Origin of the sequence: Rhodococcus sp. NPDC079359 (assembly GCF_040702585.1) — a bacterium.
In the GTDB taxonomy this organism is placed as follows: Bacteria; Actinomycetota; Actinomycetes; order Mycobacteriales; family Mycobacteriaceae; genus Rhodococcoides.
In genome coordinates this window covers 65902-92439 of sequence record NZ_JBFBLH010000004.1, presented here as the reverse complement: position 1 = coordinate 92439, position 26538 = coordinate 65902, and the positions used below count along the sequence as shown (strand labels likewise).

At 64.5% G+C, this 26538-nt stretch carries 24 protein-coding genes; 8 read left to right on the top strand and 16 right to left on the bottom strand.

Annotation, left to right across the window (positions count from 1 at the left end; genetic code table 11):
• Window positions 1–9: 9 nt before the first annotated feature.
• The 4 genes from lpdA to AB0362_RS11735 form a co-directional block, all read right to left on the bottom strand.
• Window positions 10–1410 carry a dihydrolipoyl dehydrogenase gene (gene lpdA, locus AB0362_RS11750; protein ID WP_317808670.1) on the bottom strand — a complete coding sequence of 467 codons (1401 nt, stop codon included), beginning with the start codon at window positions 1408–1410 and terminating at the stop codon, window positions 10–12.
• A 7-nt stretch (window positions 1411–1417) separates the two neighbouring features.
• Window positions 1418–2179, bottom strand: coding sequence for an SDR family oxidoreductase (locus tag AB0362_RS11745; protein WP_317808669.1), 762 nt, complete (start codon window positions 2177–2179; stop codon window positions 1418–1420).
• Between the two features lie 39 nt (window positions 2180–2218).
• Window positions 2219–2917: a histidine phosphatase family protein gene (locus AB0362_RS11740; RefSeq protein WP_317808667.1), complete on the bottom strand. Its 699-nt coding sequence runs from the start codon at window positions 2915–2917 to the stop codon at window positions 2219–2221.
• 71 nt (window positions 2918–2988) lie between these two features.
• A complete protein-coding gene (locus AB0362_RS11735; protein WP_317808665.1) occupies window positions 2989–3630 on the bottom strand; it encodes a TetR/AcrR family transcriptional regulator in 642 nt (213 codons plus the stop codon).
• Between the two features lie 49 nt (window positions 3631–3679).
• On the opposite strand from AB0362_RS11735, the gene AB0362_RS11730 reads away from it, so the two are divergent.
• The 5 genes from AB0362_RS11730 to mftM all read left to right on the top strand — a co-directional run bounded on the left by AB0362_RS11730 (window position 3680) and on the right by mftM (window position 8024).
• Window positions 3680–4399: a TetR/AcrR family transcriptional regulator gene (locus tag AB0362_RS11730; protein WP_317547460.1), complete on the top strand. Its 720-nt coding sequence runs from the start codon at window positions 3680–3682 to the stop codon at window positions 4397–4399.
• 74 nt (window positions 4400–4473) lie between these two features.
• The gene (locus tag AB0362_RS11725) at window positions 4474–5208 is read left to right on the top strand and encodes a ThuA domain-containing protein (RefSeq protein WP_317808664.1); all 735 of its coding nucleotides are present in this window, start codon (window positions 4474–4476) and stop codon (window positions 5206–5208) included.
• Between the two features lie 107 nt (window positions 5209–5315).
• Complete coding sequence (locus AB0362_RS11720; RefSeq protein WP_052047385.1) at window positions 5316–5621, top strand: hypothetical protein; 306 nt, start codon at window positions 5316–5318, stop codon at window positions 5619–5621.
• Complete coding sequence (locus AB0362_RS11715; RefSeq protein ID WP_317547462.1) at window positions 5618–6991, top strand: aromatic ring-hydroxylating dioxygenase subunit alpha; 1374 nt, start codon at window positions 5618–5620, stop codon at window positions 6989–6991. Before AB0362_RS11720 ends, AB0362_RS11715 begins: the two co-directional genes overlap by 4 nt.
• A gap of 205 nt (window positions 6992–7196) precedes the next feature.
• A complete protein-coding gene (gene mftM / locus AB0362_RS11710; protein WP_269594345.1) occupies window positions 7197–8024 on the top strand; it encodes a mycofactocin oligosaccharide methyltransferase MftM in 828 nt (275 codons plus the stop codon).
• A gap of 81 nt (window positions 8025–8105) precedes the next feature.
• Here the strand turns inward: mftM and AB0362_RS11705 are convergent, their stop codons facing one another.
• The 11 genes from AB0362_RS11705 to AB0362_RS11655 form a co-directional block, all read right to left on the bottom strand.
• Window positions 8106–9371, bottom strand: coding sequence for an acyl-CoA dehydrogenase family protein (locus AB0362_RS11705; RefSeq protein ID WP_317808662.1), 1266 nt, complete (start codon window positions 9369–9371; stop codon window positions 8106–8108).
• A gap of 149 nt (window positions 9372–9520) precedes the next feature.
• Window positions 9521–10534, bottom strand: a complete 1014-nt coding sequence (locus tag AB0362_RS11700) for a helix-turn-helix domain-containing protein (RefSeq protein WP_149405309.1) — start codon at window positions 10532–10534, stop codon at window positions 9521–9523.
• Window positions 10535–10685: 151 nt separating this feature from the next.
• The gene (locus AB0362_RS11695) at window positions 10686–11339 is read right to left on the bottom strand and encodes a response regulator transcription factor (RefSeq protein ID WP_032405004.1); all 654 of its coding nucleotides are present in this window, start codon (window positions 11337–11339) and stop codon (window positions 10686–10688) included.
• 23 nt (window positions 11340–11362) lie between these two features.
• The gene (locus tag AB0362_RS11690) at window positions 11363–12718 is read right to left on the bottom strand and encodes a histidine kinase (protein WP_068051604.1); all 1356 of its coding nucleotides are present in this window, start codon (window positions 12716–12718) and stop codon (window positions 11363–11365) included.
• Window positions 12715–13902: an iron-containing alcohol dehydrogenase gene (locus tag AB0362_RS11685; protein WP_317547796.1), complete on the bottom strand. Its 1188-nt coding sequence runs from the start codon at window positions 13900–13902 to the stop codon at window positions 12715–12717. Before AB0362_RS11685 ends, AB0362_RS11690 begins: the two co-directional genes overlap by 4 nt.
• A 185-nt stretch (window positions 13903–14087) precedes the next feature.
• Window positions 14088–15605: a VWA domain-containing protein gene (locus AB0362_RS11680; RefSeq protein WP_317808661.1), complete on the bottom strand. Its 1518-nt coding sequence runs from the start codon at window positions 15603–15605 to the stop codon at window positions 14088–14090.
• Window positions 15602–16639: a MoxR family ATPase gene (locus AB0362_RS11675; RefSeq protein WP_317808660.1), complete on the bottom strand. Its 1038-nt coding sequence runs from the start codon at window positions 16637–16639 to the stop codon at window positions 15602–15604. Before AB0362_RS11675 ends, AB0362_RS11680 begins: the two co-directional genes overlap by 4 nt.
• 73 nt (window positions 16640–16712) lie before the next feature.
• A complete protein-coding gene (mdo, locus tag AB0362_RS11670) occupies window positions 16713–17984 on the bottom strand; it encodes an NDMA-dependent methanol dehydrogenase (protein ID WP_269594342.1) in 1272 nt (423 codons plus the stop codon).
• Between the two features lie 197 nt (window positions 17985–18181).
• Window positions 18182–19366, bottom strand: a complete 1185-nt coding sequence (locus tag AB0362_RS11665; RefSeq protein ID WP_317808659.1) for an MFS transporter — start codon at window positions 19364–19366, stop codon at window positions 18182–18184.
• Between the two features lie 122 nt (window positions 19367–19488).
• On the bottom strand, window positions 19489–20265 hold the full coding sequence (locus AB0362_RS11660; protein ID WP_317808658.1) for an aspartate/glutamate racemase family protein: 777 nt from the start codon (window positions 20263–20265) through the stop codon (window positions 19489–19491).
• A complete protein-coding gene (locus tag AB0362_RS11655; protein ID WP_317808657.1) occupies window positions 20262–21434 on the bottom strand; it encodes a cystathionine gamma-synthase in 1173 nt (390 codons plus the stop codon). The genes AB0362_RS11660 and AB0362_RS11655 overlap by 4 nt, the downstream gene beginning before the upstream one ends.
• 81 nt (window positions 21435–21515) lie before the next feature.
• On the opposite strand from AB0362_RS11655, the gene AB0362_RS11650 reads away from it, so the two are divergent.
• Window positions 21516–22688: an acyl-CoA dehydrogenase family protein gene (locus tag AB0362_RS11650; RefSeq protein ID WP_149405302.1), complete on the top strand. Its 1173-nt coding sequence runs from the start codon at window positions 21516–21518 to the stop codon at window positions 22686–22688.
• 60 nt (window positions 22689–22748) lie between these two features.
• Here the strand turns inward: AB0362_RS11650 and AB0362_RS11645 are convergent, their stop codons facing one another.
• Window positions 22749–24134 carry a cystathionine beta-synthase gene (locus tag AB0362_RS11645; RefSeq protein ID WP_317808655.1) on the bottom strand — a complete coding sequence of 462 codons (1386 nt, stop codon included), beginning with the start codon at window positions 24132–24134 and terminating at the stop codon, window positions 22749–22751.
• A gap of 97 nt (window positions 24135–24231) precedes the next feature.
• Here AB0362_RS11645 and AB0362_RS11640 point away from each other — a divergent pair, with 97 nt between their 5' ends.
• Both AB0362_RS11640 and AB0362_RS11635 read left to right on the top strand, forming a co-directional pair.
• A complete protein-coding gene (locus AB0362_RS11640) occupies window positions 24232–25245 on the top strand; it encodes an SGNH/GDSL hydrolase family protein (RefSeq protein ID WP_094686551.1) in 1014 nt (337 codons plus the stop codon).
• A 71-nt stretch (window positions 25246–25316) separates the two neighbouring features.
• On the top strand, window positions 25317–26537 hold the full coding sequence (locus AB0362_RS11635) for an acetyl-CoA C-acetyltransferase (RefSeq protein ID WP_068051627.1): 1221 nt from the start codon (window positions 25317–25319) through the stop codon (window positions 26535–26537).
• Window position 26538: the final 1 nt, after the last annotated feature.

Sequence of the window (26538 nt, the reverse complement as noted above, 5' to 3'; positions counted from 1 at the left end):
CCTTGTTCGTCAGCTGTGTGCGTGCAGCGCTTTCCCCGCCAACGCGAGGTGCGCCTCCCCCAGAGCTTCTGCCTGGGTCGGATGGGCGTGTACGTGCTGGGCGACGTCCCCTGCGGTCGCCTGCCAGTTGTAGATGAGCTGCGCCTCCCCGATCAGTTCACCGACACGCTCGCCCACCAGGTGAATTCCCACCACGCGACCCTCCGGTCCCGCCTGGACGAGCTTGACCCCACCGGACGTGCGCAGAATCCGACTCTTGCCGTTACCGGCGAGGTCGTAGACCACCGTTGTGACCTCGCCGAACTGCTTCGCGGCTTCGCTCTCGGTCAATCCCACCGACGCAACCTCCGGGTTCGAGTAGGTGACCCGCGGAATTCCGTTGTCCTCGACGGGTGTGCAGTCCACACCTGCCAACTGCTCGGCCACCAGCATGCCCTGAGCGAAACCGCGGTGTGCCAGTTGCGGACCGGCCACGATATCGCCGACCGCGAAGACCCCGGGAACCGTCGTCTGCAGCCATTCGTCGGTAACGACGAATCCCCGGTCGAGCTCGACTCCCGACTCCTCGAACCCCATGTCGGCAGTACGCGGCCCGCGCCCGACAGCCACGAGCATCAGGTCCGCTTCGAGTTGCGATCCGTCGTCGAGATCGACGTGCACGCCGCCGCCCGGTCGTTCGGTGACTCCGCTGAACGCAGTCTTCGTGCGCAGAGTGATACCTCGTTTACGGAAGGCTCTTTCGATCTGCTTGGTTGTCCACGGATCCTCCGTGGGAAGCAGCGTTGCCGCGGCCTCGACGATGGTGACGTGCGCACCGAGCGAAGTCCAGACGCTGGCGAACTCGCATCCGATCACGCCACCGCCCAGCACCACGACACTGTCCGGAACATGATCCAGTTCCAGAACACGATCGCTGGTCATCACCGAACCGCCGATGTTCAGGCCCGGCAACGACTTCGGTTGCGAGCCGGTGGCCAGCACCAGGGCTTCACCTCGGTACGTGCCGATTCCGCCGTCGGCGAGTTCCACCTCCACGGTGCGATCGTCCACGACGCGGCCGCGACCGGCGACGAGCTCGATCTCACGGGACGCCACCAACCCCTGCAGTCCTCGGTACAGGCTGGCAACCACCTCGTCCTTGTACTTGTTCACAGCAGTCATATCGACGCTGCCGAGGGTTGCCTCGATCCCGAAAGTCGATGCCTCCCGGACCGAATCGGCGATCTCGGCCGCGTGCAGCAGCGCCTTGGTGGGGATGCACCCGGTGTGCAGGCACGTGCCGCCGAGGCTGCCTGCCTCGATCATGACGACCGACATGCCGAGCTGCGCGGCCCGCAACGCGCAGGCGTACCCGCCCGAACCGCCGCCGAGAATCACGACGTCGGCGCTGCCCGTCAGCTTCTGTGCCATGCCGCGCTCAGAAATCGAAGCGGTTGGTGAATCCGCCGTCGACCACCATGTTGATACCGGTGATGTGCCCAGCGGCCGGCGAGGAGAGGAAGGTCACGGCGTTCGCAACGTCCTGCGCCGCAGCCAGTTTACCGAGCGAAGCCGCGCCGAGAGCGGCCTCGTACAGTGCCGGACGACTCGTCTTGATCGTGTCCCAGGCACCGCCCTCGAAGAAGACGGGGCCAGGTGACACCGCGTTCACTCGAATGCCGGCAGGTCCCAGTGCGCGGGCCTGAGCCGACGAATGTTGCAGGACAGCGGCCTTGAGCGCGCCGTAGCTGTTGGCCGTGCTGATCGGTCCCGCCTCGAGCGCGGACGTCGTGCTGATCGTGACCACCGACGCGGCGTCGGACTTCTCGAGGTGTGGCTTGGCCGCTTCGATGAAGTTCACCAGGCTCATCAGGTCGACGTCGAAGCTGTTCTGCCATGCCTGAGCGCCCTTGCATGTTGCGGCAGAAGCGTTGACCACGACGATGTCGATTCCGCCGAGGGCACCGGCTGCATCCTCGACGAACGATGCAACCGCGGCGGCGTCGCCCACGTCGACCGCTTTGTGGAAGACCGTGCCCAAAGCGGACAGTTCTCCGGCAACCTCGTTCAGGTGCTCCTCGCCGCGGGCGCACACACCGACGGAGGCTCCCTCCGCCAGGAGTGTGCGGGCGATCGACAGGCCGATGCCGCGGCTCGCGCCACTGATGATTGCACGTTTTCCGCGTAGGTCGAGATCCATGTGAGACTCCTTGACTGTGACTTGATTCGACTGCAGGACTTAAAGATTCATGGCTCCGACGTGCGTCTGGAAGTCGAGCACATGAGTGAAATCGTTCACCGATTGCACCGCGCGACGCGTATCGGCACCGCGCACCACACTCAGCGAGGTGTGGTGGACTCGAACCGGCATGTCGAATGCACTGCCCAATGCGTCGGCGAGCACGGCGTTGATGACACCGCCGTGGCAGCTGATCACCACTCGCTGACCCAGATGCGCGTCGACGATCGACGAGATCTGCCGGAGCACACGAGCATGAAACTCTGCGCCGTCCTCGGCGTAAGTGAAGGCACCGTAGCGGCGCGTGCGAATGTGATCGCGGAACATCGCAGCGACCTCCTCGTGCGGTAGCACCTCGAACGGAGACTGGTCTGCCGGAAACTTCTGCCACGGTTCGTATTCGGAGAGTTCGTCACGCACGACGGGTTCCAACCCCTGCTTACCCGCGATATGAGTGCCGGTACGCAGTGCGCGACGCAACGGGGAACTGTAGACCGCATCCACCCGTGTGCGCGCGAGTCGGTTCGCGACCGCCTCCGCTTGTCGCTCACCGAGTTCGGACAGGGGTGGGTCGACGGTCTCTTTGGCGCTCAGTTCTTTGCTGAGTATCTGCTCACCATGCCGAACCAGGATCAGTTCACAGAGCCCGGCCAACGGGGCAAAGGGATTGTCGAGATCGATGGACCTGGCGCGCGGCATGGAAGCAAGTCAACCACAAACTGTCGTCGCTCTAAAGATACTTCGCGAAATCGGTGCCGCGAGATCCCTCGTCAGACGCTGGAGATGTCGGCCGCGAGCTCGCGAACTTCCTCGGAGAACCGTCGTCGGCCGAGGTCTGCCAGGACCGCATCCTCGGTGAGCCACGACGACGCCGCCACTTCGAGCAGGGTCGTCAATGCAACCGCTGCGGCACCCTGCTTCGCTTTGGACGCTATGCCGCTCCGAGTGCGCAGTTCGACCGAGAACAGCGCCAGCATCACCGAACGCACTTCTCTTCGCAGGGTTTCGATGGACAGACTCCAACCGGGCGATCGGGTGAAGTACACCAATGCGGCAGCACGGTGCTGATCCGTCCACTCGAGCAACGACGAAATGATGTCACCCAGCGCAGCGTCCGGATCGGCCGCGATCTCTGCCCGGAGTTCGTCGAGGAGACCATCCGCGAACAAACGCAACCCGGCGAGCAGAACCTCGTCCTTGGACGGGTAGTGGTAGTAGACGGCCGCCGACGTCATCTGGGCCTCAGCGGCGATATCGGCCACGGTGACATCCTCGATGGACCTGACCGAATACAGATGCATGGCGGCGTCGACCACTACTTCGCGCCGCGACGGCCGGTGCGCCGCACGCTTGGCACCCTTGTCCGCCGGGGCCGTCACCGTCGATTTCGGCTTCACTGCCTTTGCTGCCATGACGTAGATCATGGCACCATGCAGTGACCCGGGTGCCGAGGAGGACGCTGTGCCGAGACGAACCAGCAGCTCGACGTCGAAAGTCGACGAGAGTTCCGAGCTCGAGACTGCCGTCGATTCTCCAATCGCGTCAGATCCGGACACCGCATCCCTCAAAGGATCTGCCCACCGACCCTCTCGCCGCCACCTCATCGTCCAGGCAGCGGTGCGTGTCTTCTCTCGCAAAGGATTCGCGGAGACGTCGATTCAGGAGATCGCCGAAGCAGCGGGCATGGTCCCGACTGCGGTCTACTACCACTTCGCCAGCAAGGAAGAGCTGTTCGATACCGCGCTCGGATACGCAATGGACGCCAGTACCGCCGCAGCCCAGGCGGTTCGACCGGACGACACCGAGGCCGATGCTGCTGCGTTCAAGGATGTCGTCGATGCCGTATGGGACTGGACCGCAGAACATCCCAATGCGGCCCGGATGTTGTTTCTACAAGTGGCCGGCGGTGCCACGCCGGGGACGCGTCTACTGACGAAGGAATACGAGGACAGGCACGTCCGCCGCGCCTTCGACTACTTCCCCGACGCCGAGATACCGGCGAACAAGCGATCGGCCGCGGCGCAGCACGCCGCGCGATCGCTGCGAGCACGCACGATGATCGCAACGACCATCGCCATCCAGCCCCTGCGGATCGAGGGCGGGCCGTTGTCCAACATTGCGGTGTCTCGCCTCCGGTCGGCCACCACCGATGTGTGCGCGAAAATGATCGAGGGTCGCTGAAGCTCCGACGGACGGCCACCACCGTCGAGTAACTTGACTGAAACAACAGTCAAAACTCTGAACGGACGTCCCTCATGCGTATCGCGGCTTTTTCCGGTGGACACTCCTTCGATCGTGACGCGTTCGCCGAATTTCTGGAGTCGATGCCGGGCGAGGTCACCTGGTTCGAGCATCCCGACGCGGATCCCGGACCCACAGCGTTCGACGTCTCGCTGCACTACGACATGCCGGGCACATTGCCCCAGCCGTCCGTGCCACCCGATTCCCTACGCGAGGAGGTGAGGGCGGCCCCGGAGTCCGGACATGGGTACGTCGTTCTCCACCATGCCATCGCATCGTGGGCCGCCTGGGACGAGTGGTCGGAATTCGTCGGTGGCCGCTACCTGTATCGACCAGGCGTGGTGCGGGGTGTCGAGCGCCCCGATTCGGGCTATCGGCACGCGGTTCCGCAGCGCATCTCGGTCGTCGACACCGACCACCCGATCGCCGCAGGGATTCCCCAGTCTTTCGACCTGATCGACGAGACCTACCTGTGCGAAGTCTTCGAGGACGACGTGACCCCGCTGCTGCGAACCGATGCCGAGATGACCGACGCCGTTCACTTCTCGACTGCCTCGGCCATGGCGGGCAGGCGAGACGATCGCACGGGGTGGCACCACGCGCCCGGTTCGTCGCTGGTCGGGTGGACAAAGACGAACGGTCGTAGCCGACTCGTATACCTGCAACCGGGCGACGCAGCACCCACTCTGTCGAACCCCGTCTACCGCCGGCTCGTGGGGGCAGCACTCCTCTGGGCCGCTCGGCGATAGTTATTGGAGTCGCAGTAAAGAAAAGTGTGCTCATCGTCACTGTTCACTGTTACAGTTAATGGATAGAGCATTAAGTAACACCGCTACTGATCATCAAGGAGATTGCGATGCGACAGATCAAGCATCCGATGAGCCACGCGATCTACGAGTTCGACGACGACTTCAACGTCCTGGTCACCACTCGCGACGGCAAGACCGGCACGTTCGATCCGGAAGGTCGCTACCTCCACGGCGAGGTGAAGGCGGTGGATCCCGAACTGGCCCGATGGGTGGGGCTCGGTCCCCGCGCTCCCGTCCCCATCACCCAGAACCGGCGCTTCATGGGCGCTGCGAAGCTGCTCGAGAAAATGCAGGCCGACAAACAGGCGCAGGACGCCCTCGCCATCACGCTGGAACAGGGAGGCAAGCTGTGACCGATATCGATGAGCGCGCCGAAACACCCGTCGAGAACGGGACGGGGTATCAACGACTGCTCGAGACCGATACACACCCGGTCCCGGACATCCTGCGCGAGGAATCGCACGAGCAATACGCCGACCAGAATTTCGTGCCGGTATCGCGCTACATCAGCCGCAAATACCACGAACTCGAACGAGACCGGGTCTGGTACAAGGTATGGCAGATGGCGTGCCGCGAGGAAGAGATCCCCGAGCCGGGGGACACGCTCGTGTACGAGATCTGCGGGAAGTCGATCCTGCTCGTCCGAGGTAAGGACATGGGCATTCGTGCGTTCTACAACTCGTGCCTGCACCGTGGCCGTACCCTCCGCGAAGAGGACGGCCCGGCCGGCAACGAAATACGTTGTCCCTTCCACGGTTTCGCCTGGAACTTCGACGGCTCGCTCAAGTCGATGACCTGTGCCTGGGACTTTCCTCAGGTCGACAAGTCGAAGATGGACCTGCCACAGGTCAAGGTGGACACCTGGGGTGGCTTCGTGTTCGTCAACATGGATCCCGAATCCGAATCACTGGACAGCTTCCTCGGCGATCTCGGAAAGCACTTCGAGGCGTGGCCTTTGGAAGACCGATTCATCCAAGCGCACGTCGCTCAGGTCATCCAGGCGAACTGGAAGATTGCGCAGGAGGCATTCTCCGAGGCCTTCCACGTGATCACCACTCACCCGCAGCGGGTCGTGGGAACCGGCGACTCCAACAGTCAGTACGACAGCTGGGGCAACTTCAACCGCGGCATCACGGCGAACGGAGTACCGAGCCCGCACATCAACTTCGTCCCGACCGAGCAGGAGATGTTCGACTCGATGATCGATGCGCGCATCGACGAGGACCCGATGGTGACGCTCCCCGAGGGTGTGACCGCGCGGGAGATGTCCGGCATGCTGGCCCGCGAGGGTCTGCGCGAGATCATCGGTGATGTCAAGGCGGACAACATGTCCGACGCGGAATCACTGGACAGCATCTACTACACCGTGTTCCCCAACTTTCATCCATGGGGCGCGTACCAACGCATCGTCTACCGATTCCGACCCAACGGTGACGACCACGAGACCTCGATCATGGACGTGTACCTACTGGCACCGTTCAAGGGCGAACGGCCCAAGCCTGCCAAGACCCAGTGGCTGCGACCGGAGCAGTCGTGGTTGGAAGCAACGGTGCTCGGCAGTTCGGCGCGGGTGTTCGACCAGGACGCGTACAACATGCCCAAGGTGCAGAAGGGCTTGCAGTCGGCGCAGTCGAAGACGCTCCCGCTGGCTCGATACCAGGAAGTCAAGATCCGGCACATCCACCATCTGCTGGCACAGTGGATCGGCGAGGAAGTGGACTGAGACCGGCGCGACGTCGGGAACCTGCCGGCCATCTGCACAAACTGACCTTTCGGGTAGGCAGTGGCCCGTCCGGCGCGTGGGTTCCACGTCCTCCGAACGGCCCGATCTTCCCTGGATCGGTCCCCTCGCACACCGTCGTGTGGAACGCTCGGCGGTGTGCGAAGGTACGGCTTCGCCGAGAGTCCGACGAACAGAATGGCTTTCGATGACCGAGTTGGATGCACTCGCACCGAGCCCGGATGGAGTCTGGGCTCACGAGAACGTGGTGGTTCGGCACCTCCCCGGACTGGAATTCGACGCGGCCCGAACAGGGTCGACCGTGCAGGTCTGCCACGGCCTGACGTCTGCGGGTATCGGTGAGCGCCTGGTTCCGATGGTCACCGCACACGCCCGCCATGTAGGTCTTTCGCAGCGCGAGTTCGAGTTGGTGTTGGTCGGGATCGTCCGCACCACGGTCGCCGATCCGGTCGACGCATGGGCCACCTATTACCGCAATTCGTTGGACGAGCTGCTCTCGGGCACCGCCGATTTCGCGCCTGTCCACGAACGGGCGGAGAACCTGATCGTCGGGTCGGTGCTCGACCTGGGTTCGTGTTTCGGCTTCTTTCCACTGCGGCTGGCGATGGAAGGCCACTCGGTGACTGCGACGGACCTGTCGGCCGGAACCATGCGGTTGCTCGCCACCGTGGCTCCACACCTCGGGGTCACGCTCGACACCGTGGTGTGCGACGCCGCGAATGTTCCCGTTGCCGACGGCAGTGCCGACACGGTGACTGCACTGCATCTCCTCGAGCACGTCGACGCCGAGACCGGCTCCCGCATAGTGGAAGAAGCGCTACGCATCGCGCGCACCCGTGTCGTTGTCGCCGTGCCCTTCGAGACCGAGACCACCGCCTGCCACGGACACGTCCGCACATTCGACGAGGCATCGCTGGTCGAGCTCGGTCGGTCGTCGGGCCGCGCATTTCGGACCTTCGAGCACCACGGTGGGTGGCTCGTGATCGACAAGACCTCGACCCCCCAACTGGTCTGACAGGCCGCTGGGAGTACCACATCGCAATACCGACGTGGTGTCAGGATCGCAATGGATCCTGACACCACTGCGTCCGTCGACCTAGGCGTACTCGGGTACCGACAGTCGATTCTCCGCTGCACCGAGTGAGTCGAATCCGTCTGCCTTGAGCAGATTGTGAACGTTCCTCCGCCGGACGCCCATGTTGCCTCCGTCGTACACCGGGAAACACAGGACGTCTTCCATGATCGCAGCGATCGGTGTCAGGTTCGTGTATGCATCGACGCCGACGAGACGCATGGCGTCGTACACCACTTGCACGGCCGTCTCGGATGCAAAGATCTTTGCCTCGTTGGCCAATTCGCGGTCACGTCCGCCGGTACGGTCGAAATGATCGGCGGCCTTCCACGCAAAGTAGCGTACCGCCTCGATGCGAGTCTTGATGTCCACCAACATGTATCCGGCGTTCTGATACTCGATGACCGGTACCGGACCTGACCGATGGTCGGTCTTGGCGAACTGCAGAGAATAGTCGAACGCAGCTCGCATCCTGCCCACGCACGCGGCAGCAATGGACGAGCAGGTCCAAGAGAAGGCGGTGGCGACGATGTCCAACCCGTCACCCGGCTTGCCGATGAGGTTGCCGACCGGCACCCGCACGTCGCGGAATTCCACCCGCGGCGAGTTGGTGGCGCGGTGTCCGATGGTGTCGATCATGTCGGTGATCTCGACCCCCGGCGTTCCCTTCTCCACGACGATGACGGCCAGCGACTCCGACGGTGGCAGCGCAGGATCGGTGCGGCACACCACGCTGATCAGGTCGGCACCCTGACCGTCCCAGCCGGAAGCATTGGTGGTGTAGTGCTTGGCACCGTTGATGACCCACTCGTCGCCCTCGAGTCGCGCGAAGGTCCGAATTCCGACGGTCGGGTCCTCCGAGTCGTAGTTGGCCCCACCGGTCACCTCGGTGTATGCGATCGCGGCCAGCCGGGGCTCGCCGTCGCAGAACAGCGGGAGCCAGCGATTCTTCTGTTCCTCGGTGCCGAAATTGATGATCGGGTTGAGTCCCAATCCCGTGCCCAGCAACGCAGTCGGAGCGTTGATGTCGACCCGAGCGAGTTCCTCGGCTGCGAGCGCGAAGGTGAGATTGTCGAAGTACGCGCCGCCGTATTGGTCGGGAACCAGTCCCTTCACGAAGCCGAGACCGGCCAGCTGCTTGTAGACCGGCTGCAGCGCGTAGAAGCGATCCTCGGGGCTCGGTATGGAGGAAATGGTGGGCGCTACTTCGCTCAGGATGTCGTCTGCCACTTGCCGCGCTTGCATGCGCACTGCCATCTGCTCGGGGCTGAGCTCGAAACTCAGGGTCATGTGAGACTCCTCGATGTCTGTCCTGGTGGGGTGAAGAACGGAATCGGGCGACGCTGCCCTGCACACCATGTTTCATGGGCCGACGTGTCCCGGTCTTGTACCGGACTGCGCCGTCATCGGTACCGTTCTGCATTGTCGAACAAACAGATTCACCCCTGCGCCGACTGCGGCACTTCCCCTGTCTGCACCAACGCGCGGTATTCGACCGGACTGCATCCGAAGCGCGATCGAAAGGTCTTGGCCAGATGGGCGGAATCCGAGAATCCCCACGCTGCCGCTATCGTTCCGATCGATCGAGTGTCCCGAGAATCGGCGAGCTCACGCCGACACGCTTCGACGCGATGTTCACGGACGACGGCACCGAACGTGGTTCCCGTCCTCTCGAAGAGGGCATGGAGCGTGCGTACCGATACCCCGACATGGCGGGCCGCATCGGTGGCGGGAACACGGCCGAATGCAAGCCTGGAGTCGATGTACCGAACGACGGAGACCCGAAGTGCTTCGTCGGTCTCCAACGAGCATCCGGTGCGCCGTTGTGTCCCTCCCAGTACGGCACGCAGCAGATCGACATGGGCCGCTCCGATCATCTGCCGCTCGGCGGTCTGCAGCGAGGAATCGGTCCGCCAGGTCTCCACCATCAACGAGCTGAGCAGCCGAGCAGAACCCGACGAGCTTGCGAAACGCCGCGCAGTCGTCGCTGCCGACGGACCGACCACATCAGCCAGCAGAGGGCGCGGCAGTCGGAAGGACAGCACTCGCCACAGTTCGTCGTTGCCGGGCTCTACGAACTCCAGCCGGTACGGGCGAGTCGAGTCGACGACGGCGAACTCACCTCGGGAGACCGTGCACTGCCGCCCGTCCTGAGTGGTCGTACAGTGCCCGTCCAGTTGCAGATTGACGAAGACGACATCCTCGTCCGCGCGGGCTACCTCGCGTTTTCCGTGATCGATTCGCTGTGTGCAGGAAGCGATCTCCGCTGCGTTGCCACCCCCGATCGCCGCGGAGCGCACCCATCCGGGGAGTCCTGAACGTGACGAACTGTGTTCGACGTGGTCCCGGGATCGCCACGGTGCCAGCGGCGTGAATGCCTGGCAGAGAACATCGGCCCAATAGCTCATCTGATCGGCCGGGCCGAGTCCCCGGGTTGTCCAATACGACGTCATGATGCACTCCGCGCTAGGTTCGAGTGCACACACGGTAAGCCCTGGGCGTAAGCCATCCGAGGCATTTGCGTTACGAAATGTGTGCACTCTCCTCACACCGGGGGGTGGGGCGCGGAGAGCTTCCCCGCACCTTCGGATGTTTGGGCGTCGCTCAGATCAACCCCTGCTTGCTCGCCGCGTACACGGCCTCGGCTCGCCGAGACACTGCGAGCTTGCGCATGATGTTGCTGACGTGAAATTTCACTGTCGTCGCCGAGATGAACAGCCGGGTCCCGATCATGTTGTTGGACAGGCCCGTCGCAAGCAACCTGAGTACTTCGAGTTCGCGCTCGGTCAGCCGTTCTATGCTGCTCGGCGTGCCGTTGAGTGATCGCACGACAGCCGAGGCACTCCGCGAATCGAAGGCACTCTCGCCTCGCGAGACAGCACGTATCGCCCGCACCAGTTCGGTGGTATCGACGTCCTTGACGACGTATCCGCGCGCACCGGCGTGCACCGCCTCCACCACGAGTCGGTCGTCGAGGAAAGTTGTGAGCACCAGTAATCCGATTCCGTTGTGCGCCTTGGCCAATTGTGCGCACAAGGCAAGGCCCTCGTAATCCGAACTGGCCGAGAGCTTGAGATCCATCAGCACGATATCGGGCTCGACCCGCGCGACGACGGCCAATCCCTCCTCCCGCGTCGACGCCTCCCCCACGATCGTCAGATCCGACTCGCGCTCGAGCACCGAACGCAGCCCGTCGCGCAGAATTGCATGATCGTCGACCAGGACGATGCGGACAGTAGGTGCCGCCACCTGCCCCATGCCCGTGCGAACCGTCGGAACGCTCACTGTGTTTCGCCCTTCTCGGATCTTTCCTGGAAGGGAATGCGCACTGCCACACGCACACCCCCGGTTCGGGCGCGGCGAATCTCGAAGACCCCGCCGTGTTCACGGGTGCGGGCCGCCATGTTCGCCAATCCGCGGTGGCGGCCGTCGACATCGGTGGACTCGGCCAGGTGCAGCATCATTCGCAGGTGGGCCGGATCGCCGTCGCCGTCGTCGGCGATCGACAACTGCACCTGATCGAGCGAATAGGTCAACCGAAGAATCGCCCGCGACGCGTGCGCGTGCACCGCTGTGTTGAACAATGCTTCGCCGGCGATACGGAGCAAGGCATGCTCGCACTCGCTGCTCAGCTCGACGGGGGTTCCCTCCACCCGCAACGAGACCTGCAACTCGTCGGGCATGTGGACCACGGAGAGCTGTTCGAGCATTTCGGGAAGCGACGTTCGATCGGCGTCCTGCGGATGATTGAGCGCGTAGATCGCCGACCGCAGTTGTTCCACAGCTCGACGCGTCAGATCCTTCGCAAGATCCAATCTGTCGCTGCGTTCTTCGGCCGAGATCTCGCTGCGACACACTTCGATCTGCATACCAGCGGACAACACGGCCTGAGTGACGCTGTCGTGCAATTCGCGAGCGATGCGGTGGCGTTCGTCGTCGAGGACCTGATGGCGGTGCGCGGCACCCAATTGCCGCTGTGTCAGCAACAGTTCGGCATTGCGGGCTGCGAGATCGGCCGCTGTGCGGTTCGCCTGGGCGTAGGCACTCTCGGTCCGCTCGAGCAATTGCCGTCGACTCTGGAAGAGCGCCGAATTCTGCAGCGCCACCGCCGTTTGACTGGCCAGAATGCTCAACACCGCTGCGTCGGTGGCGTCGAGCACCCGCTGCTCTCCGGTCCACGCCGCGAAAGCACCCACGACGCCTCCGTCGAACGCGATCGGCACGAAGGCGTGATGAGCGGAAATCACCGGTGTCTGCCCATCGCCGCACGTCGACTGTCGAATCGACTCGAGGCAGTCGACGACGTCGTCCGGCAACGGTGGCCCCTCGACGTTGTCGACCAGAAACGGCGTGGCGTCCGGTCCGAGCACGAGTCGACGAGGACCGGCATCCGGCAGAGCGCCATCGGCAAGAGCGAAGACCACCCAGCGTGCGCTCAGATGGGCACGAGCTGCTTCCGCGACCGCGCACACCAGCGTCTCGGGCCCGTCGACCGTCCGAACCAGTGCCCGTGAAATCAACTCCAGCGCATAGACGACGCGCTCCAAACGTTCGGCCGCGCCACGATATTGGGGGTAGAACGTGTTCTTGCCCGAACGCAGCCCCGTCAGCAGCGACAGGTCGGGTCCGGACGTCACAGCGCACTCCTGAACAGATCGACCATCTCGCGGTGCGTGGCGGAGCGAGGATTGGTGGACATACAGGCATCATGTAAAGCGTTGGTGGCCAACACATCCAGATCGGACTCGCGGACACCGATCTGTGCCAGACCGGTGGGAACGCCGACCTGACGTGCAAGGCGATCGACACGGTCCGCCACAGCCATGGCGGCTTCCTCCGGCCTGGCTCTGCCTTCCGGCAATCCGAGGCTCGTCGCGATGGCCACGTAGGGCAACGGATCCTCCGCGGCGTTGAAACGAATGACATGCGGCAGCAGCACTCCGTTGATCACCCCGTGCGGGAGGTCGAGGAGTCCTCCCACCTGATGGCTCATGGCATGGGTGGCACCGAGAATCGCATTCGTGAACGCCAGACCGGCTTCCAGACTTGCCTGCGCCATCGAACCACGCGCGGCCATATCGGTGGGCTCGTCGATGGTGCGCGCCAACTGCGACATCACCATGGTGATGGCCCGAAGTGCATGATGGTCGGTGAGCTGGTTGTGCCCCAGCGAGACGAATGCCTCGATTCCGTGCGTCAGAGCGTCCAAACCGGTTGCCGCGTTGAGCCATTCGGGCATCGTGGTAAGCAACATCGGATCGATCACGGTGATATCGGGAACGAGTGCCCGGCCGAGGATGGTGATCTTGGTCGAGCGCGCCGTGTCGGTGACGATGCAGAACTGCGAGACGTCGGCCCCGGTGCCCGATGTCGTGGGCACCATCACCAGCGGGGGAATCGGCCGAGTGGCCTGATCGACGCCCTCGTAGTCGAGGATTCTGCCGCCGTTGCCCGCGAGGATGGCGATCCCCTTGGCCGCATCCATGACCGACCCACCGCCGATCGCCACCAGCACGTCGCAACCGTTCTCTGCGTAGTAGCCGTGCCCGGCCTCGATTTCGACATCCTTGGGATTGGGCGTGAGCGCGCTCCAGACCTGGGGGTCGAGGCCCTGGTCAACGAGTAGGTCGACCAGCTGCCCGGCCCAGCCGCTCTCGATCAACCCCGAGTCCGTGACGAGCATCGGCCGGACCCCACCGAGACGACATGTCGCGTGCGCGACCTCGCCCAGCGAATCCGGACCGAACACGATCTCGGGTGCGTGGAATTTGAGAACTCGTGGCGTCTCGGCTCGGCTGCGCTGCGCATCGAGGTCGTGCAGCGCCTTGCCGACGTCCGCCGTAGCTGCCTGGTCCACCGTTCACACCCTCGCTGTCCATCGATCCCAGAACTCTCGGAACTGTGATTCAGGTTACAACCTTACGAGCACGGCTGGTCCGATCCCACCAGCACCGGGCCAGGTTCCTACCTGCCCGATCGGGTAGGTAGGCGGCACGATCGGTCAGGTCAGGACAGCGCATGGCCCAGTTCGGCCGCCTGCGAGGTCAACTGTTCGCCATCCCGCGCGACGACGACCCGGTCGCAAATTCGCTCGTAGTCCTCCATCGAGCACGCTGCCTGCGCCCAGTAACGACGAGCTTCGGGGGTGATCCACGCGATGCGGTGCACCTTCGACCGGATCTCGTCCAGGGCCTCCAGGCCAGCCGGGCGTCCGTTGCACCGGCCGTCACCGACGATGATGACCGCGGTGCGCTTGTCCAGGACTTCTGGGTGTGACTGCAACAGATCGGTGAAGGTTCTGCCGTAATCGCTGCTCGCTTCGAGGTCCAGCCGCGCGTCCGCGAGCACCGCGGCCAGTGCGCCGTCGCCGGTACTGCCGAGCAAGGTGGTCGTCACATCGACCGGTGCGTCGACGAACCCCATCACCGTGCATCGGTGTGCGCGCGCATGCATGGCTTGCGCAAGCCTCAGGGTGAACGCGGTGATGGGCCTGACCGACAACGACACGTCCGCCAGTACCAGCAACCGAACCTTACCCGGCACAGGGGTTTTCGTCACCAGACGGAACGGGATGCCGTCGGTACGCAGACTGGACCGGACGGTGCGCCGCATGTCGAGCGGTCCGCGTGAATGCTCGCGTGGTCGTGGGCGAGGAGTGCCCCGCATGTGTTTGAGCACTTCGTGACTCGCGCGCTCGATCTCGGCGTGCCGGCCGATCGCCTGCGCCGCGCCGTCGACCGGCACCGGTGACGACATCGTCCCCGTCACATCCCCCAGTGCCGCGACGAAAGCCACGACGGCATCGGTGATGCGGTCGAGCATCGCAGCGCTCAGTGGACGGGAATCACCCCCGTCACCGTAGACGCTACTCGGATCGTAAGCATCGAACCACGCCAGGATGCTCGCCGGATCCTCCCAGTTCAGCTGTCCCGCAACAGCTCCGCTGGTGCTCGACGCCAACTCCCCGGCCGCCGTCGACCCGGACCGCTCCAGGTCGACGGTGTAGGTGACACCCCGTCGACCCATGTCGCCGTCGGTGTCGATCGACAGATCGTGGTCCTCGGACGAGAGACTGATGTCGTCGTCGTCCTTGTGCGGGTTGAAGCCCTTGTCCGCTTCCGGGGCGTCGAGCAGATCACCGATTTCGACCGCACGCTCGTTGTATTCGGCGTATTTGGCCGCTTCCTGGTCTGCGCCGACGTCCAGGTCCGTCGGCAATCCGCCTGCTACCTGCGCTCCCAGTGGCGAACGATGCTCGTCCGTGGCGCTCTCGACGAGTGCCCTGAACATCGACTCGAAGGCCAGATCGAAACCGTGCTGTTCGTGGTCGTACTTGGCGCACGTCGCACGCAAGGCCGCGCGCAACACCGCCAGGTCACGTGCCCCGAGAAGTTCGAGGACGCGTCGTACCTCGATGACCTCTGCCGGCGACGCAGCTACTCCGAAGCGCCTGAGCGTGCGCCCGAACACCGCAGCCAGCACGTCGAGCACCACCGATGCCGAGAACGTTTGTGCCACGGTCATCGTCGTATTCCGATGCCACCCTTGTCGCGTCCACCGTGCCCTCTGAAAGCCGACGCGGTCGTGTTGACGACCGTTCCGAGTGATGTTGCTGCGGAGGGTGTTTCTGCGACCGGTCCGGCCAGCGCGATCTTCATGTCCGACGAGTACTTCACCAGGGCCGCGAGCAGGTACTTGCGGGTGTCTTCGGTATGACCGAGGACCGAGGCGATACGAGCCGCATCGATCACTTCCGAGATCGACGGGCTCTTGCGGAGCGGTAGCTCACGCAATTCCGTTGCCAGCTCCACGATCTCGGACACGATGTGCGCGGGCACCTCGGGGGCACGAGCAGTGACGATCTCGCGCTCACGCGCCGCGGTCGGATAATCGAGATGGAAATGCAGACAGCGACGTTTGAGGGCCGACGACAGCTCACGAGTGTCGTTGGAGGTCAGTATCACCCACGGATCACTGCGCGCGGTGAACGTACCGACCTCGGGGATCGTCACCTGCTTCTCGGCAAGCACCTCGAGCAGCAAGGCCTCCATCGATTCCTCGGTGCGATCGACCTCGTCGACCAGGAGCACCACCGGGTCCTCGGAGAGCACCGATTCCAACAGGGGCCGCACGGCGAGGAAGGGCTCGGAGTAGAGGCCGAAGTCTTTGGCGGCGAGCATCTTCGAGGCGTCGTCGATGTCGGTGACGTGCTGGGTGAGTGCGCCGATGTGCTCGCGCAGCATCTGCACGTGCAGAAGTTGCTTGGCGTAGTCCCACTCGTAGAGGGCCCGATTGTCGTCGAGACCCTCGTAGCACTGCAGGCGCACCAGCTTGCGTCCGCTCGCCGCGGCCAGGGACTTCGCCAGCTCGGTCTTGCCCACGCCCGCGGGGCCTTCGAGCAGCAGTGGGCGATCGAGTGCTGTCGCCAGATGCACCACGGTGGCGAGATCGTCGTCCGCGATGTAGTCCTGCTCTCCGAGCGCGCGCTGCAGATCGGCGGCGTCGGTGAATCGAACGGTGCCGGTGTCGTCGCTACGCACTGTCGACAGCGAGGTCATGTGCTTCCTTTCAGGCGGCGCAGTGGTGCGGTTGTGCGCCGCCCGGGGCACACAACCGCACCACTGCGAAGCATTAGTAAGACTCGTTGATCGCGTGCGAGACGACGGGGAGCATCGACTGGACGGTCACCTCACGGGGGTTGCCCGGGGTGCACCAGTCTTCCTGGATGTGCTCGGAGATCTTCAGAACCGACTTCTCGTCGCCCTTGATCACGTCGCCCTTGCCGGCGTACTTGCCGGTGTTCATCCGGTTCTTGTCGTACGTCGCCGAACGGATCGATCCGAAGTTGTCCGGAATTCCGACGTCCTTGGCGAGCCTGATGGCCGCCTCTACTGCCGCGTCGGCAGCCTGAACGGTGGTCATGTTCTTCGTGTCCACGCCCATGGCCACGGCGATCTCGGCGTAGCGCTCGTAACGCGAGGGCAGGTTGTACTCCCACACGCGCGGTAGAGCGATGGCGTTGTTGAGGCCGTGCGCGCTGTCGTAGAAAGCGCTGATCGCGTGCGAGATCGAGTGGATGACGCCGAGTCCACCGGAGTTGAAGGCCTGTGTGGCGATGTACTGGGCGTTCATCATGCCCTCGCGAGCCTTCAGGTTGCCCGGGTCGTACACAGCTTCACGAAGATGCTTGGAGACCAGCCCGATCGAGTAGATCGCATTGCCCAGCGACGGCGCGAAGTCCAGCCGCGAGACGTACGGCTCTGCGCCGTGGGCGAGGACGTCGAAGCCGCAGAACGCGGTCCACTGCTGGGGGCAGGTGTAGTAGAGCAGCGGGTCGTCCAGTGCCAGCGTCGGTGTCGACGCCTCGTCGAAGGCGAGCCACTTGTGCGGCTTCTCCATGTCCGAGGTGTCGGTGATGACGTAGGCCCAGGATGTCTCCGAACCCGTTCCGGCAGTGGTCGATACGGCGATATGCGGCGGGTTCTGCTTGTTGGTCGACTTGGAGAATCCCTCGAACTCGTTGATGTTGCGGCCGTCGTGGGCGACGACGACGCGGATGCCCTTGGCCGCATCGTGGCTCGAGCCACCACCGACGGAGATGACGCTGTCGCACTTCTCCTTCTGGTACAGCGCGGCACCGTCCATGACGTTGTAGTCCTTGGGGTTGGACTCGACCTTGTCGTAGAGGACCACCTCGACGCCCTGGTACTCGATCTTGCCGATCAGTTCCTCGATGATGCCCGATCCGCGCAGACCGGTCGTGACCAGCAGCGAGCGCTTGAATCCGAGTTCCTTGGCCTCGACACCGATCATGTCGTGGGCGCCGACTCCCAGCTTGGCGCGCGGCAGCGGGTGAAACTCCTTGATGGGGAATTCCCAGATCTGGTTGAGCTCGATGACCATCGGTGTCTCCTCGGTGAGTGTGAGTACAAGACGCCTTCCTCTGTGATCGGCGTCTCACTGATGACCACACTCCCCTGCCCGGTACCGCGTGGGAACACCTCGAGGCGGGAACCCTGCCAACGACTCGACCGAACTACCCGATCGGGTAGGAGTACTCGCTCACCCTCGGCAGAGGAGAACTCACAAGCTTTGGTGCACTATCGATCTCGCCGCTGCGCCAGAGAGAATCCGAGAACCGAGATCAGCGCGAGCGTGATGACGAACCCTCCGTACACTTGCACCGTCGTGCTCAGACCGAGGCGATGCACGGCCAGCCCGGCGACCACGGCGGGCAGGCTGAACGCGAGGTAGCTGATGACGAACGTCGTGGCGAACACCCCACCTCGCTCCGCTGCGGGGACCAGCGCGCCGAGCGTGCGCATCGAACCGAGGAACGTTGCTCCCCAGCCCGATCCGGCGATGACAGCCCCGACGAAGTACAGCACGATCGACTCGATCTGCACCGACACCAGGGAGAGCGCGACACCTGCCGCCAACACCGTCGCCCCGATCATCATCACCGTGCGGGGAAACCCGTTGCGTACCACTGCAGCTGCCACCGCGCCCGAGGCGAACATCGCGAAAATCTCCAACCCGCCCACTATGTGGTTGTCCACGCCGAACACCGTGCCGATGATGGACGGCCCGAGCGAGAGGTGAAACCCGCCGAGCGACCAGGTCGCGAACAGAGCGGGAGCGATGAGCAGGAACGGTGCCCGCACCGACGTGGGGATCGACATCCTCGGCAGCAGGGTCGAGGCGAGGTGGCGTCGGGAATCGAAGCCACGCAGTGCCGAGGTCTCGGGGACGAACAGCAATGCCACTGCGAGAATCAGTGCCGCGCCGATCAGCAACGCGAACACCAAGATGTCGGGTGCAGGTGCCAGTTGCACCAGCAATCCGGCCCCGAGCGCGCCGCTTGCCAGGCCGAGAGAAGGCGCGACACTGTTGAGCAACGGTCCGGTGGACGCGTCGGGCTGCAGGTCGATGACGGCTGCGCTCAACGCACCGGTGGCCGCACCCGCGGCAATTCCCTGCACGACGCGAGCCGCGAGGAGTACTGGGACGCTGTCGGCGACGATGAACAGCATCAAGCTGACAGCGAGGAGAATCAGTGAGGCGATCAGAATGGGTTTGCGCCCGATGTGGTCCGACAGACTACCGACGGTGAGCAACGTGGACAGCAACGCGACCGCATAGACGGCAAAGATCACCGTGAGGGTGAGAGCACTGAATCCCCAGGCCTGTTGGTACACCGGGTACAGCGGAGACGGTGCGGCCGAGGACGCCATCAGGACCAGGAAAGCGATGCCGACGACCCAGAACGCGTACCGATGCGGCATGCGCACCGCCGTCCGTTCCACTGGAGTCCGAGTGCCCACGCCGACCATGTGTTTCCCTTCACCGCAGTAACCGTTAGCTCAGTGAAAGACAACGCTCGGGAGCGCCCCGCATTCCCCGACGGTCAGTGTTGCTCGGCTCGTGCGTCGCCCCGCAGCAGTTTTCCCTCGCGGTACCGCTGCGCGCTCGCGGGCAAGTCGCCCTCGACTCCGCTCAACCACACCGAGACACGGCCGGTGCCCGAACCGCTCGAACCGACTTCGTCGACGCGTCGCACCGTCTGGTTGGCCACCGCCTCGGCGCTGTCGAACATCGTGACGTCGCCCGGCAGCTGCGAGACGATCCGGTCCAACACCAGCGGGTAGTGCGTGCAACCCAGCACGATCGATTCGACGTCCGCGGGTGTCGCGGCCACGGCCGCGGTGATGGCGGCACCGATCCCCCGCTCGTCACCACGGTCGATCGAATCCGCCAGACCGTGGCACGCCACACTCGTCACCGTTCGGTGCGAGGCGAACTGCTCGATCAAACGCCCCTGATAGGCGCTCGCGGTCGTGGCCGCCGTCGCCCAGATCGCAATCCGATCACTCACCGCTGCAGCGGGTTTGATCGCCGGAACGGTACCCACCACCGGAATCGTGTCACCGAGCGCGGCCCGAACGTGACTCAGCGCCGTCACACTTGCGGTGTTGCACGGAAGCACGACCACCTCGGCACCGAGTTCGACGGCATGCTGGGCGGTGCCGACCACTCGATCGACGACCCACCCATCGGGTTTGGGTCCCCACGGAGCGTTGTCGGGGTCCATCATCAGCACCAGATCGAGCTCGGGGCGCGCTTGTCGCAGCCGCGCAGCCGTCGGGAGCATCCCGAGGCCCGAGTCGATCAGTGCGACGATCATGCCAGCGCTTGCTCGACGTCACCGACCAGATCGGCACCGTCCTCGATACCGACCGACAGACGCACCAGATCGTCGGGCACCTCGAGCAACGAACCGGCCGTCGAGGCGTGGGTCATCGCACCGGGATGCTCGATCAACGATTCGACGCCGCCCAGAGACTCGGCGAGCGTGAAGATCTCGGTCTTCGCGCAGAAGTCCAGCGCAGCCTGCTTGCCACCGGCCAGACGAACGGAGACCATCCCGCCGAACCGTCGCATCTGCTTCGCGGCGACAGCATGAGACGGGTGAGATTCGAGTCCGGGGTAGATGACCTGCGAGATGGCCGGATGCCCGTCGAGGAATTCGACGATCTTCTCGGCATTGTCGCTGTGTCGCTCCATCCGCAGCGCAAGAGTCTTGATGCCGCGCAAGGTCAGGAACGCGTCGAACGGTCCGGGAACGCCACCCGCGCCGTTCTGCAGGAACGCGAAGGCCGTGTCCAGTTCCTCGCTGTCGGTAACCAGAGCGCCGCCGACGACATCGGAGTGTCCGCCGATGTACTTGGTCGTCGAGTGCAGCACCACGTCGGCACCGAGGCTCAGAGGCTGCTGCAGATACGGCGACGCGAAGGTGTTGTCGACGACGAGCTTGGCCCCACCCTCGTGCGCAATGCCCGACAATGCCTCGATGTCTCCGACGTTGAGCAGTGGGTTGGTGGGCGTCTCGACCCAGACGAGCTTGGTGTTCGGACGCATCGCCGCGCGCACCTCGTCCACGTCCGACACCGCAGCCACCGAGTACTCGATGCCCCACTGGGTGAAGACCTTGTCGATCAACCGGTACGTGCCGCCGTAGGCGTCGTTGGGGATGACGAGGTGATCACCGGGACGCAGCGCCGAGCGCAACAGGCAGTCCGTGGCCGCCATGCCGGAGGAGAACGCGCGACCGTAGGTGCCGGACTCGATGGCCGCGAGATTGGCCTCGAGCGGCCGACGCGTCGGATTGCCGGTGCGCGCGTACTCGAATCCACTGCGCATGCCGCCGACGCCGTCCTGAGCGAAGGTGGAGCTGGCGTAGATCGGCACGTTCACCGCACCGGTCAGCGGATCCGGCTCGTATCCGGCATGCACTGCCTTCGTGGAAAAGCCCTGCCAGGAGGTGTTGTCTGCCTTGCTGCGCTGCTCACTCATGGCCTCCACCCTAATCGGCCTGCGTCGCCGTGCGGGGGCGTGGGTAACCTGCGAAGACAACCCCCAGCGGAAAGAGGCACCGTGGCCAACTCCCAGAGCGTCGACGAACTGTTCGCGATCGATTCACTCCTCGACGACGAGGAACGTCAGATCCGGGACACAGTCCGCAAGTTCGGTAACGAGCGCATTCGTCCGCACATCGCCGATTGGTTCGACGAGGGCACGGTGCCGGCGCGCGAGCTGGCCAAGGAGCTGGGCTCGCTGGGCCTGTTGGGCATGCACCTCGAGGGCTACGGCTGCGCCGGAACGTCCGCGACGGCGTACGGCCTGGCCTGCCTCGAGCTCGAAGCGATCGACTCCGGCATCCGATCGCTCGTCTCGGTGCAGGGCTCGCTCGCGATGTTCGCTATCTGGAAGTACGGCTCCGAGGAGCAGAAGCAGCAGTGGCTCCCGGGCATGGCCGAGGGATCGCTGATCGGCTGCTTCGGGCTCACCGAGGCCGATTACGGATCGAACCCCGGCGGCATGCTCACCCGCGCCAAGCGCGACGGTGACGACTGGATCCTCAACGGCAGCAAGATGTGGATCACCAACGGACCCGTGGCCGACGTCGCCGTCGTGTGGGCTCAGACCGACGACAAGATCCGCGGATTCGTCGTTCCCACCGATACACCGGGATTCACCGCCAACACCGTGAAGAAGAAGCTGTCACTGCGTGCCTCGATCACCGGCGAATTGGTGTTCGACGACGTCCGACTGCCTGCCGACGCGATGCTGCCCGAGGCCAGCGGTCTGCGCGGACCTCTGAGTTGCCTCAACGAGGCACGCTTCGGCATCGTCTTCGGCGCGATGGGCGCGGCGCGGGACTGCATCGAATCGGCGATCGAGTACTCGCAGACCCGCGCGGTGTTCGACAAGCCACTCGCCGGATATCAGCTCACTCAGGCCAAGCTCGCGAACATGGCCCTCGAGCTCGGCAAGGGTCAGCTGCTCGCACTGCATCTTGGCCGGCTCAAGGACAAGGGCGAACTGCCGGGCGAGCGAGTGTCACTGGGCAAGCTCAACAACGTGCGCGAGGCCATCAAGATCGCTCGTGAATGTCGAACGATATTGGGGGCCAACGGAATCACGCTGGAATACCCGGTACTCCGTCATGCCAACAACCTCGAATCCGTCCTCACCTACGAGGGCACATCCGAGGTCCACCAACTCGTGATCGGCCAGGCACTGACCGGCACCAGCGCAGTGCGGTAGAGCGGCTGCGCCGCATGTGAATGGAAACTCGTAGCAGGCTACGAGTTTCCGTTCACATGCTTAGGCACCCTTGCTGAGGAATCCGAGCAGATCGTGGCGAGTGATGACGCCGACGGGCTTGCCTTCTTCGACGACCATCAGCGCATCGGACTCCCCGAGTGCCTTGGTGGCGTCGGAGACGGTTTCGCCGGCACCGATCAGCGGGAACGGCGAACTCATGTGCTTGGCAACGGGGTCTGCCAACGCTGCGCGACCTTCGAAGACCGCGCTGAGCAGATCGCGTTCGGTGACGCTGCCGGCAACCTCGCCTGCCATGACGGGAGGCTCGGCACCGACGACCGGCATCTGCGAGACGCCGTACTCGCGCAGGATCTCGATGGCGTCGCGCACGGTCTCCGATGGGTGGGTGTGCACCAGATCCGGGAGCGCACCCGACTTTCCGCGCAGCACCTCGCCGACGGAGGTCTCGTGAGTCTTGCCGTCCAGACGCGAACGCAGGAAGCCGTACGAGGACATCCACGAGTCGTTGAAGATCTTGGCCAGGTAGCCGCGGCCGCCGTCGGGCAGCAGTACGACGACGAGGGCGTCGGGACCTTCGCGCTCGGCGACCTGGATCGCGGCGACGGCAGCCATGCCGCACGAACCGCCGACCAACAAGCCTTCCTCGCGAGCGAGACGCCGGGTCATGTCGAACGAGTCGTTGTCGGAGACGGCGATGATCTCGTCCGGGATGGACGGGTCGTAGGCGGTCGGCCAGAAATCCTCGCCGACACCTTCGACGAGGTACGGACGCCCGGTTCCGCCGGAGTAGACCGAGCCCTCGGGGTCGACGCCGATGACCTTGACCTTGCCGCCGGAGACCTCCTTGAGGTATTTGCCGGTGCCGGAGATGGTTCCGCCGGTACCGACGCCTGCGACGAAGTGCGTGATCTTGCCGTCGGTGTCGGCCCAGATCTCCGGACCGGTGGTCTCGTAGTGGCTGGCCGGGCCGGCCGGGTTGGAGTACTGGTTGGGCTTCCAGGCTCCGTCGATCTCGCGGACGAGTCGATCGGAGACGCTGTAGTAGCTGTTGGGGTCGTCGGGTGCGACAGCCGTGGGGCAGACGACGACCTCGGCTCCGTAGGCGCGCAGCACGTTGCGCTTGTCCTCGCCGACCTTGTCGGGGCACACGAACACGCACTTGTAGCCACGCTGCTGAGCGACCAGGGCGAGACCGACGCCGGTGTTGCCGGACGTGGGCTCGACGATGGTGCCGCCGGGCTTCAGTTCCCCTGCTGCCTCGGCCGCGTCGATCATCTTCACCGCGATGCGATCCTTGGACGAACCACCCGGGTTGAGGTACTCGATCTTGGCGGCGACAGTGCCTGCACCGTCGCCGACGACGGTGGACAACTTCACCAACGGGGTGTTGCCGATGAGTTCGGTGATGTGCTGTGCGATGCGCATTGCTCCATCTTCCCAGATGCACCTATTTCACTCTCGGTCACGGCCGTCGATACCCCGCATACGATGGTGACAACGGCACGAGGAGAGGGATCGATCTGTGACGGCGAGCGGATGGCGTACCGCTGCTAAAGCGAGCGCCGCGACAGTACTTGCAGGCTCCGGAGCAGGGACTGCATCCTGGGCCGCGTACCGACATCTGATGGCGCAGGCCGCGGCGGCACGCGGCGTCATCGGGCGCACCACCGCCAAGCCACCGGAGGCGGACGGCGTCTACACCGCGGGATGCGCGGCCCCGGAACGGTGGCGGATGGGAAATTCAGCAGATATTCACCTGATGATCTTCGGCGACTCCACCGCTGCCGGCGTGGGCTGCACCGTAGCCGACGAAGTTCCCGGTGTACTGATCGCCCGCGGACTGGCCGAGGAAACCGGGCAACGAATTCGATTGAGCACCAAAGCGATTGCCGGTGCCACCTCGAAGGGGCTCGAAGGCCAGGTCGACGCGATGTTCGTCGCGGGCCCGCCCCCGGACGCAGCGGTCATCTTCGTGGGCGCGAACGACGTCACCAAGAAGTTCTCCATCCCGGCGTCGGCGGCCCGGCTGGGCGACGCCGTCGAACGATTGACGGCCAAGGGCTGCGTCGTGGCAGTGGGCACATGCCCCGATCTCGGTGTCGTGACGGCTATCCCGCAGCCGCTGCGCACCGTCGTCCGCAATTGGGGTCGCCGTCTCGCCAACGCCCAGACGGCCAGGACTCTCAGCGCCGGTGGCCATCCGGTGGCTCTGGCAGATCTGCTCTCCCCCGAGTTCCTGGCAGCGCCCGACACGATGTTCTCGGCCGACCGCTTCCACCCGTCGGCCGCGGGGTACGAGCTCGCCGCTCAGCAGATTCTGCCGGTACTCGCATCGGCGCTGGGCGTGTGGCACGGCGGACCGTTGCCCGAGCTGCCGACCGTGTCCGCTGCCGCCGAGTCACGCAAGGCCATCCCCCGCGCGACGGCCGCGTTCGATCGCTTCCTGCGCCGGAGAAGCGCCGAGCTCGATGCCGAGATCGTCACTGCGTCGGAGGATCTCGTACGTCGTGCCGGTGACCGATCGGCGGGGTTGTAAGTTCGGACAGGAGACATCGCCTACCCGGCGGTAGCACTGTAGTCACGCAGTATCGATTCGAAGGAGATCTCATGCCAGAGGCAGTCATCGTCGCCACCGCGCGCTCACCGATCGGCAGGGCGATGAAGGGGTCGCTCAAGGACATTCGTCCCGACGACCTCACCGCACAGATGGTCGCCGCGGCGCTGGCCAAGGTGCCCTCGCTCGACCCGAAGGACATCGACGATCTCCTCCTGGGCTGCGGTCTGCCCGGCGGCATGCAGGGCAACAACCTCGCTCGTATCGTCGCAGTGCAGCTCGGCTACGACTCCCTGCCCGGAACGACGATCACGCGCTACTGCTCGTCCTCGCTGCAGACCACCCGCATGGCGCTGCACGCGATCAAGGCAGGCGAGGGTGACGTGTTCATCTCCGCTGGTGTCGAGAGCGTGTCCAGCTTCGTCCACGGCAGCTCCGACTCGCTGCCCGAGAGCCACAACCCGATCTTCGCCGACGCCGAGGCCCGCACCAAGAAGGCGCAGGAAGAGGGCGCGGACAGCTGGACCGACCCCCGCGAGAACGGCGAGCTGCCCGACGCGTACATCGCGATGGGCCAGACGGCCGAGAACGTCGCGCTCCTCACCGGCATCACCCGCGAGGATCAGGACCACTGGGGCGTCCGCAGCCAGAACCGCGCCGAAGAGGCCATCAACGCAGGCTTCTTCGAGCGGGAGATCACCCCGGTGACCTTGCCCGACGGCACCGTAGTCAACACCGACGACGGCCCTCGCGCCGGTACCACCTACGAGAAGATCAGCCAGCTCAAGCCGGTCTTCCGCCCGAACGGCACCATCACCGCCGGTAACGCGTGCCCGCTCAACGACGGCGCAGCAGCGCTCGTCATCATGAGCGACACCAAGGCCAAGGAACTGGGCCTGACCCCGCTGGCCCGCATCGTCTCGACCGGTGTGACCGGCACGTCCCCCGAGATCATGGGCCTCGGACCCATCGAGGCGACCCGTAAGGCGCTGAAGATCGCGGGCATGTCCATCTCCGACATCGACCTGTTCGAGATCAACGAGGCCTTCGCAGTCCAGGTCCTCGGATCGGCGCGCGACCTCGGCATCGAAGAGGACAAGCTCAATGTCTCCGGTGGTGCCATCGCGATCGGCCACCCGTTCGGCATGACCGGTGCGCGCATCACCACCACGCTGCTGAACAACCTGACCACGCACGACAAGACGTTCGGCGTCGAGACCATGTGCGTCGGCGGCGGCATGGGTATGGCGATGGTGCTCGAGCGCCTCAGCTGAT

Bases quoted from the DNA above. Each gene is read 5' to 3' on its own strand.
- lpdA (WP_317808670.1), bottom strand. From the start codon at position 1,410: ATGGCACAGAAGCTGACGGGCAGCGCCGACGTCGTGATTCTCGGCGGC.
- AB0362_RS11745 (WP_317808669.1), bottom strand. From the start codon at position 2,179: ATGGATCTCGACCTACGCGGAAAACGTGCAATCATCAGTGGCGCGAGC.
- AB0362_RS11740 (WP_317808667.1), bottom strand. From the start codon at position 2,917: ATGCCGCGCGCCAGGTCCATCGATCTCGACAATCCCTTTGCCCCGTTG.
- AB0362_RS11735 (WP_317808665.1), bottom strand. From the start codon at position 3,630: ATGGCAGCAAAGGCAGTGAAGCCGAAATCGACGGTGACGGCCCCGGCG.
- AB0362_RS11725 (WP_317808664.1), top strand. From the start codon at position 4,474: ATGCGTATCGCGGCTTTTTCCGGTGGACACTCCTTCGATCGTGACGCG.
- AB0362_RS11720 (WP_052047385.1), top strand. From the start codon at position 5,316: ATGCGACAGATCAAGCATCCGATGAGCCACGCGATCTACGAGTTCGAC.
- mftM (WP_269594345.1), top strand. From the start codon at position 7,197: ATGACCGAGTTGGATGCACTCGCACCGAGCCCGGATGGAGTCTGGGCT.
- AB0362_RS11705 (WP_317808662.1), bottom strand. From the start codon at position 9,371: ATGACCCTGAGTTTCGAGCTCAGCCCCGAGCAGATGGCAGTGCGCATG.
- AB0362_RS11700 (WP_149405309.1), bottom strand. From the start codon at position 10,534: ATGACGTCGTATTGGACAACCCGGGGACTCGGCCCGGCCGATCAGATG.
- AB0362_RS11695 (WP_032405004.1), bottom strand. From the start codon at position 11,339: ATGGGGCAGGTGGCGGCACCTACTGTCCGCATCGTCCTGGTCGACGAT.
- AB0362_RS11680 (WP_317808661.1), bottom strand. From the start codon at position 15,605: ATGACCGTGGCACAAACGTTCTCGGCATCGGTGGTGCTCGACGTGCTG.
- AB0362_RS11675 (WP_317808660.1), bottom strand. From the start codon at position 16,639: ATGACCTCGCTGTCGACAGTGCGTAGCGACGACACCGGCACCGTTCGA.
- mdo (WP_269594342.1), bottom strand. From the start codon at position 17,984: ATGGTCATCGAGCTCAACCAGATCTGGGAATTCCCCATCAAGGAGTTT.
- AB0362_RS11665 (WP_317808659.1), bottom strand. From the start codon at position 19,366: ATGCCGCATCGGTACGCGTTCTGGGTCGTCGGCATCGCTTTCCTGGTC.
- AB0362_RS11660 (WP_317808658.1), bottom strand. From the start codon at position 20,265: ATGATCGTCGCACTGATCGACTCGGGCCTCGGGATGCTCCCGACGGCT.
- AB0362_RS11655 (WP_317808657.1), bottom strand. From the start codon at position 21,434: ATGAGTGAGCAGCGCAGCAAGGCAGACAACACCTCCTGGCAGGGCTTT.
- AB0362_RS11645 (WP_317808655.1), bottom strand. From the start codon at position 24,134: ATGCGCATCGCACAGCACATCACCGAACTCATCGGCAACACCCCGTTG.
- AB0362_RS11635 (WP_068051627.1), top strand. From the start codon at position 25,317: ATGCCAGAGGCAGTCATCGTCGCCACCGCGCGCTCACCGATCGGCAGG.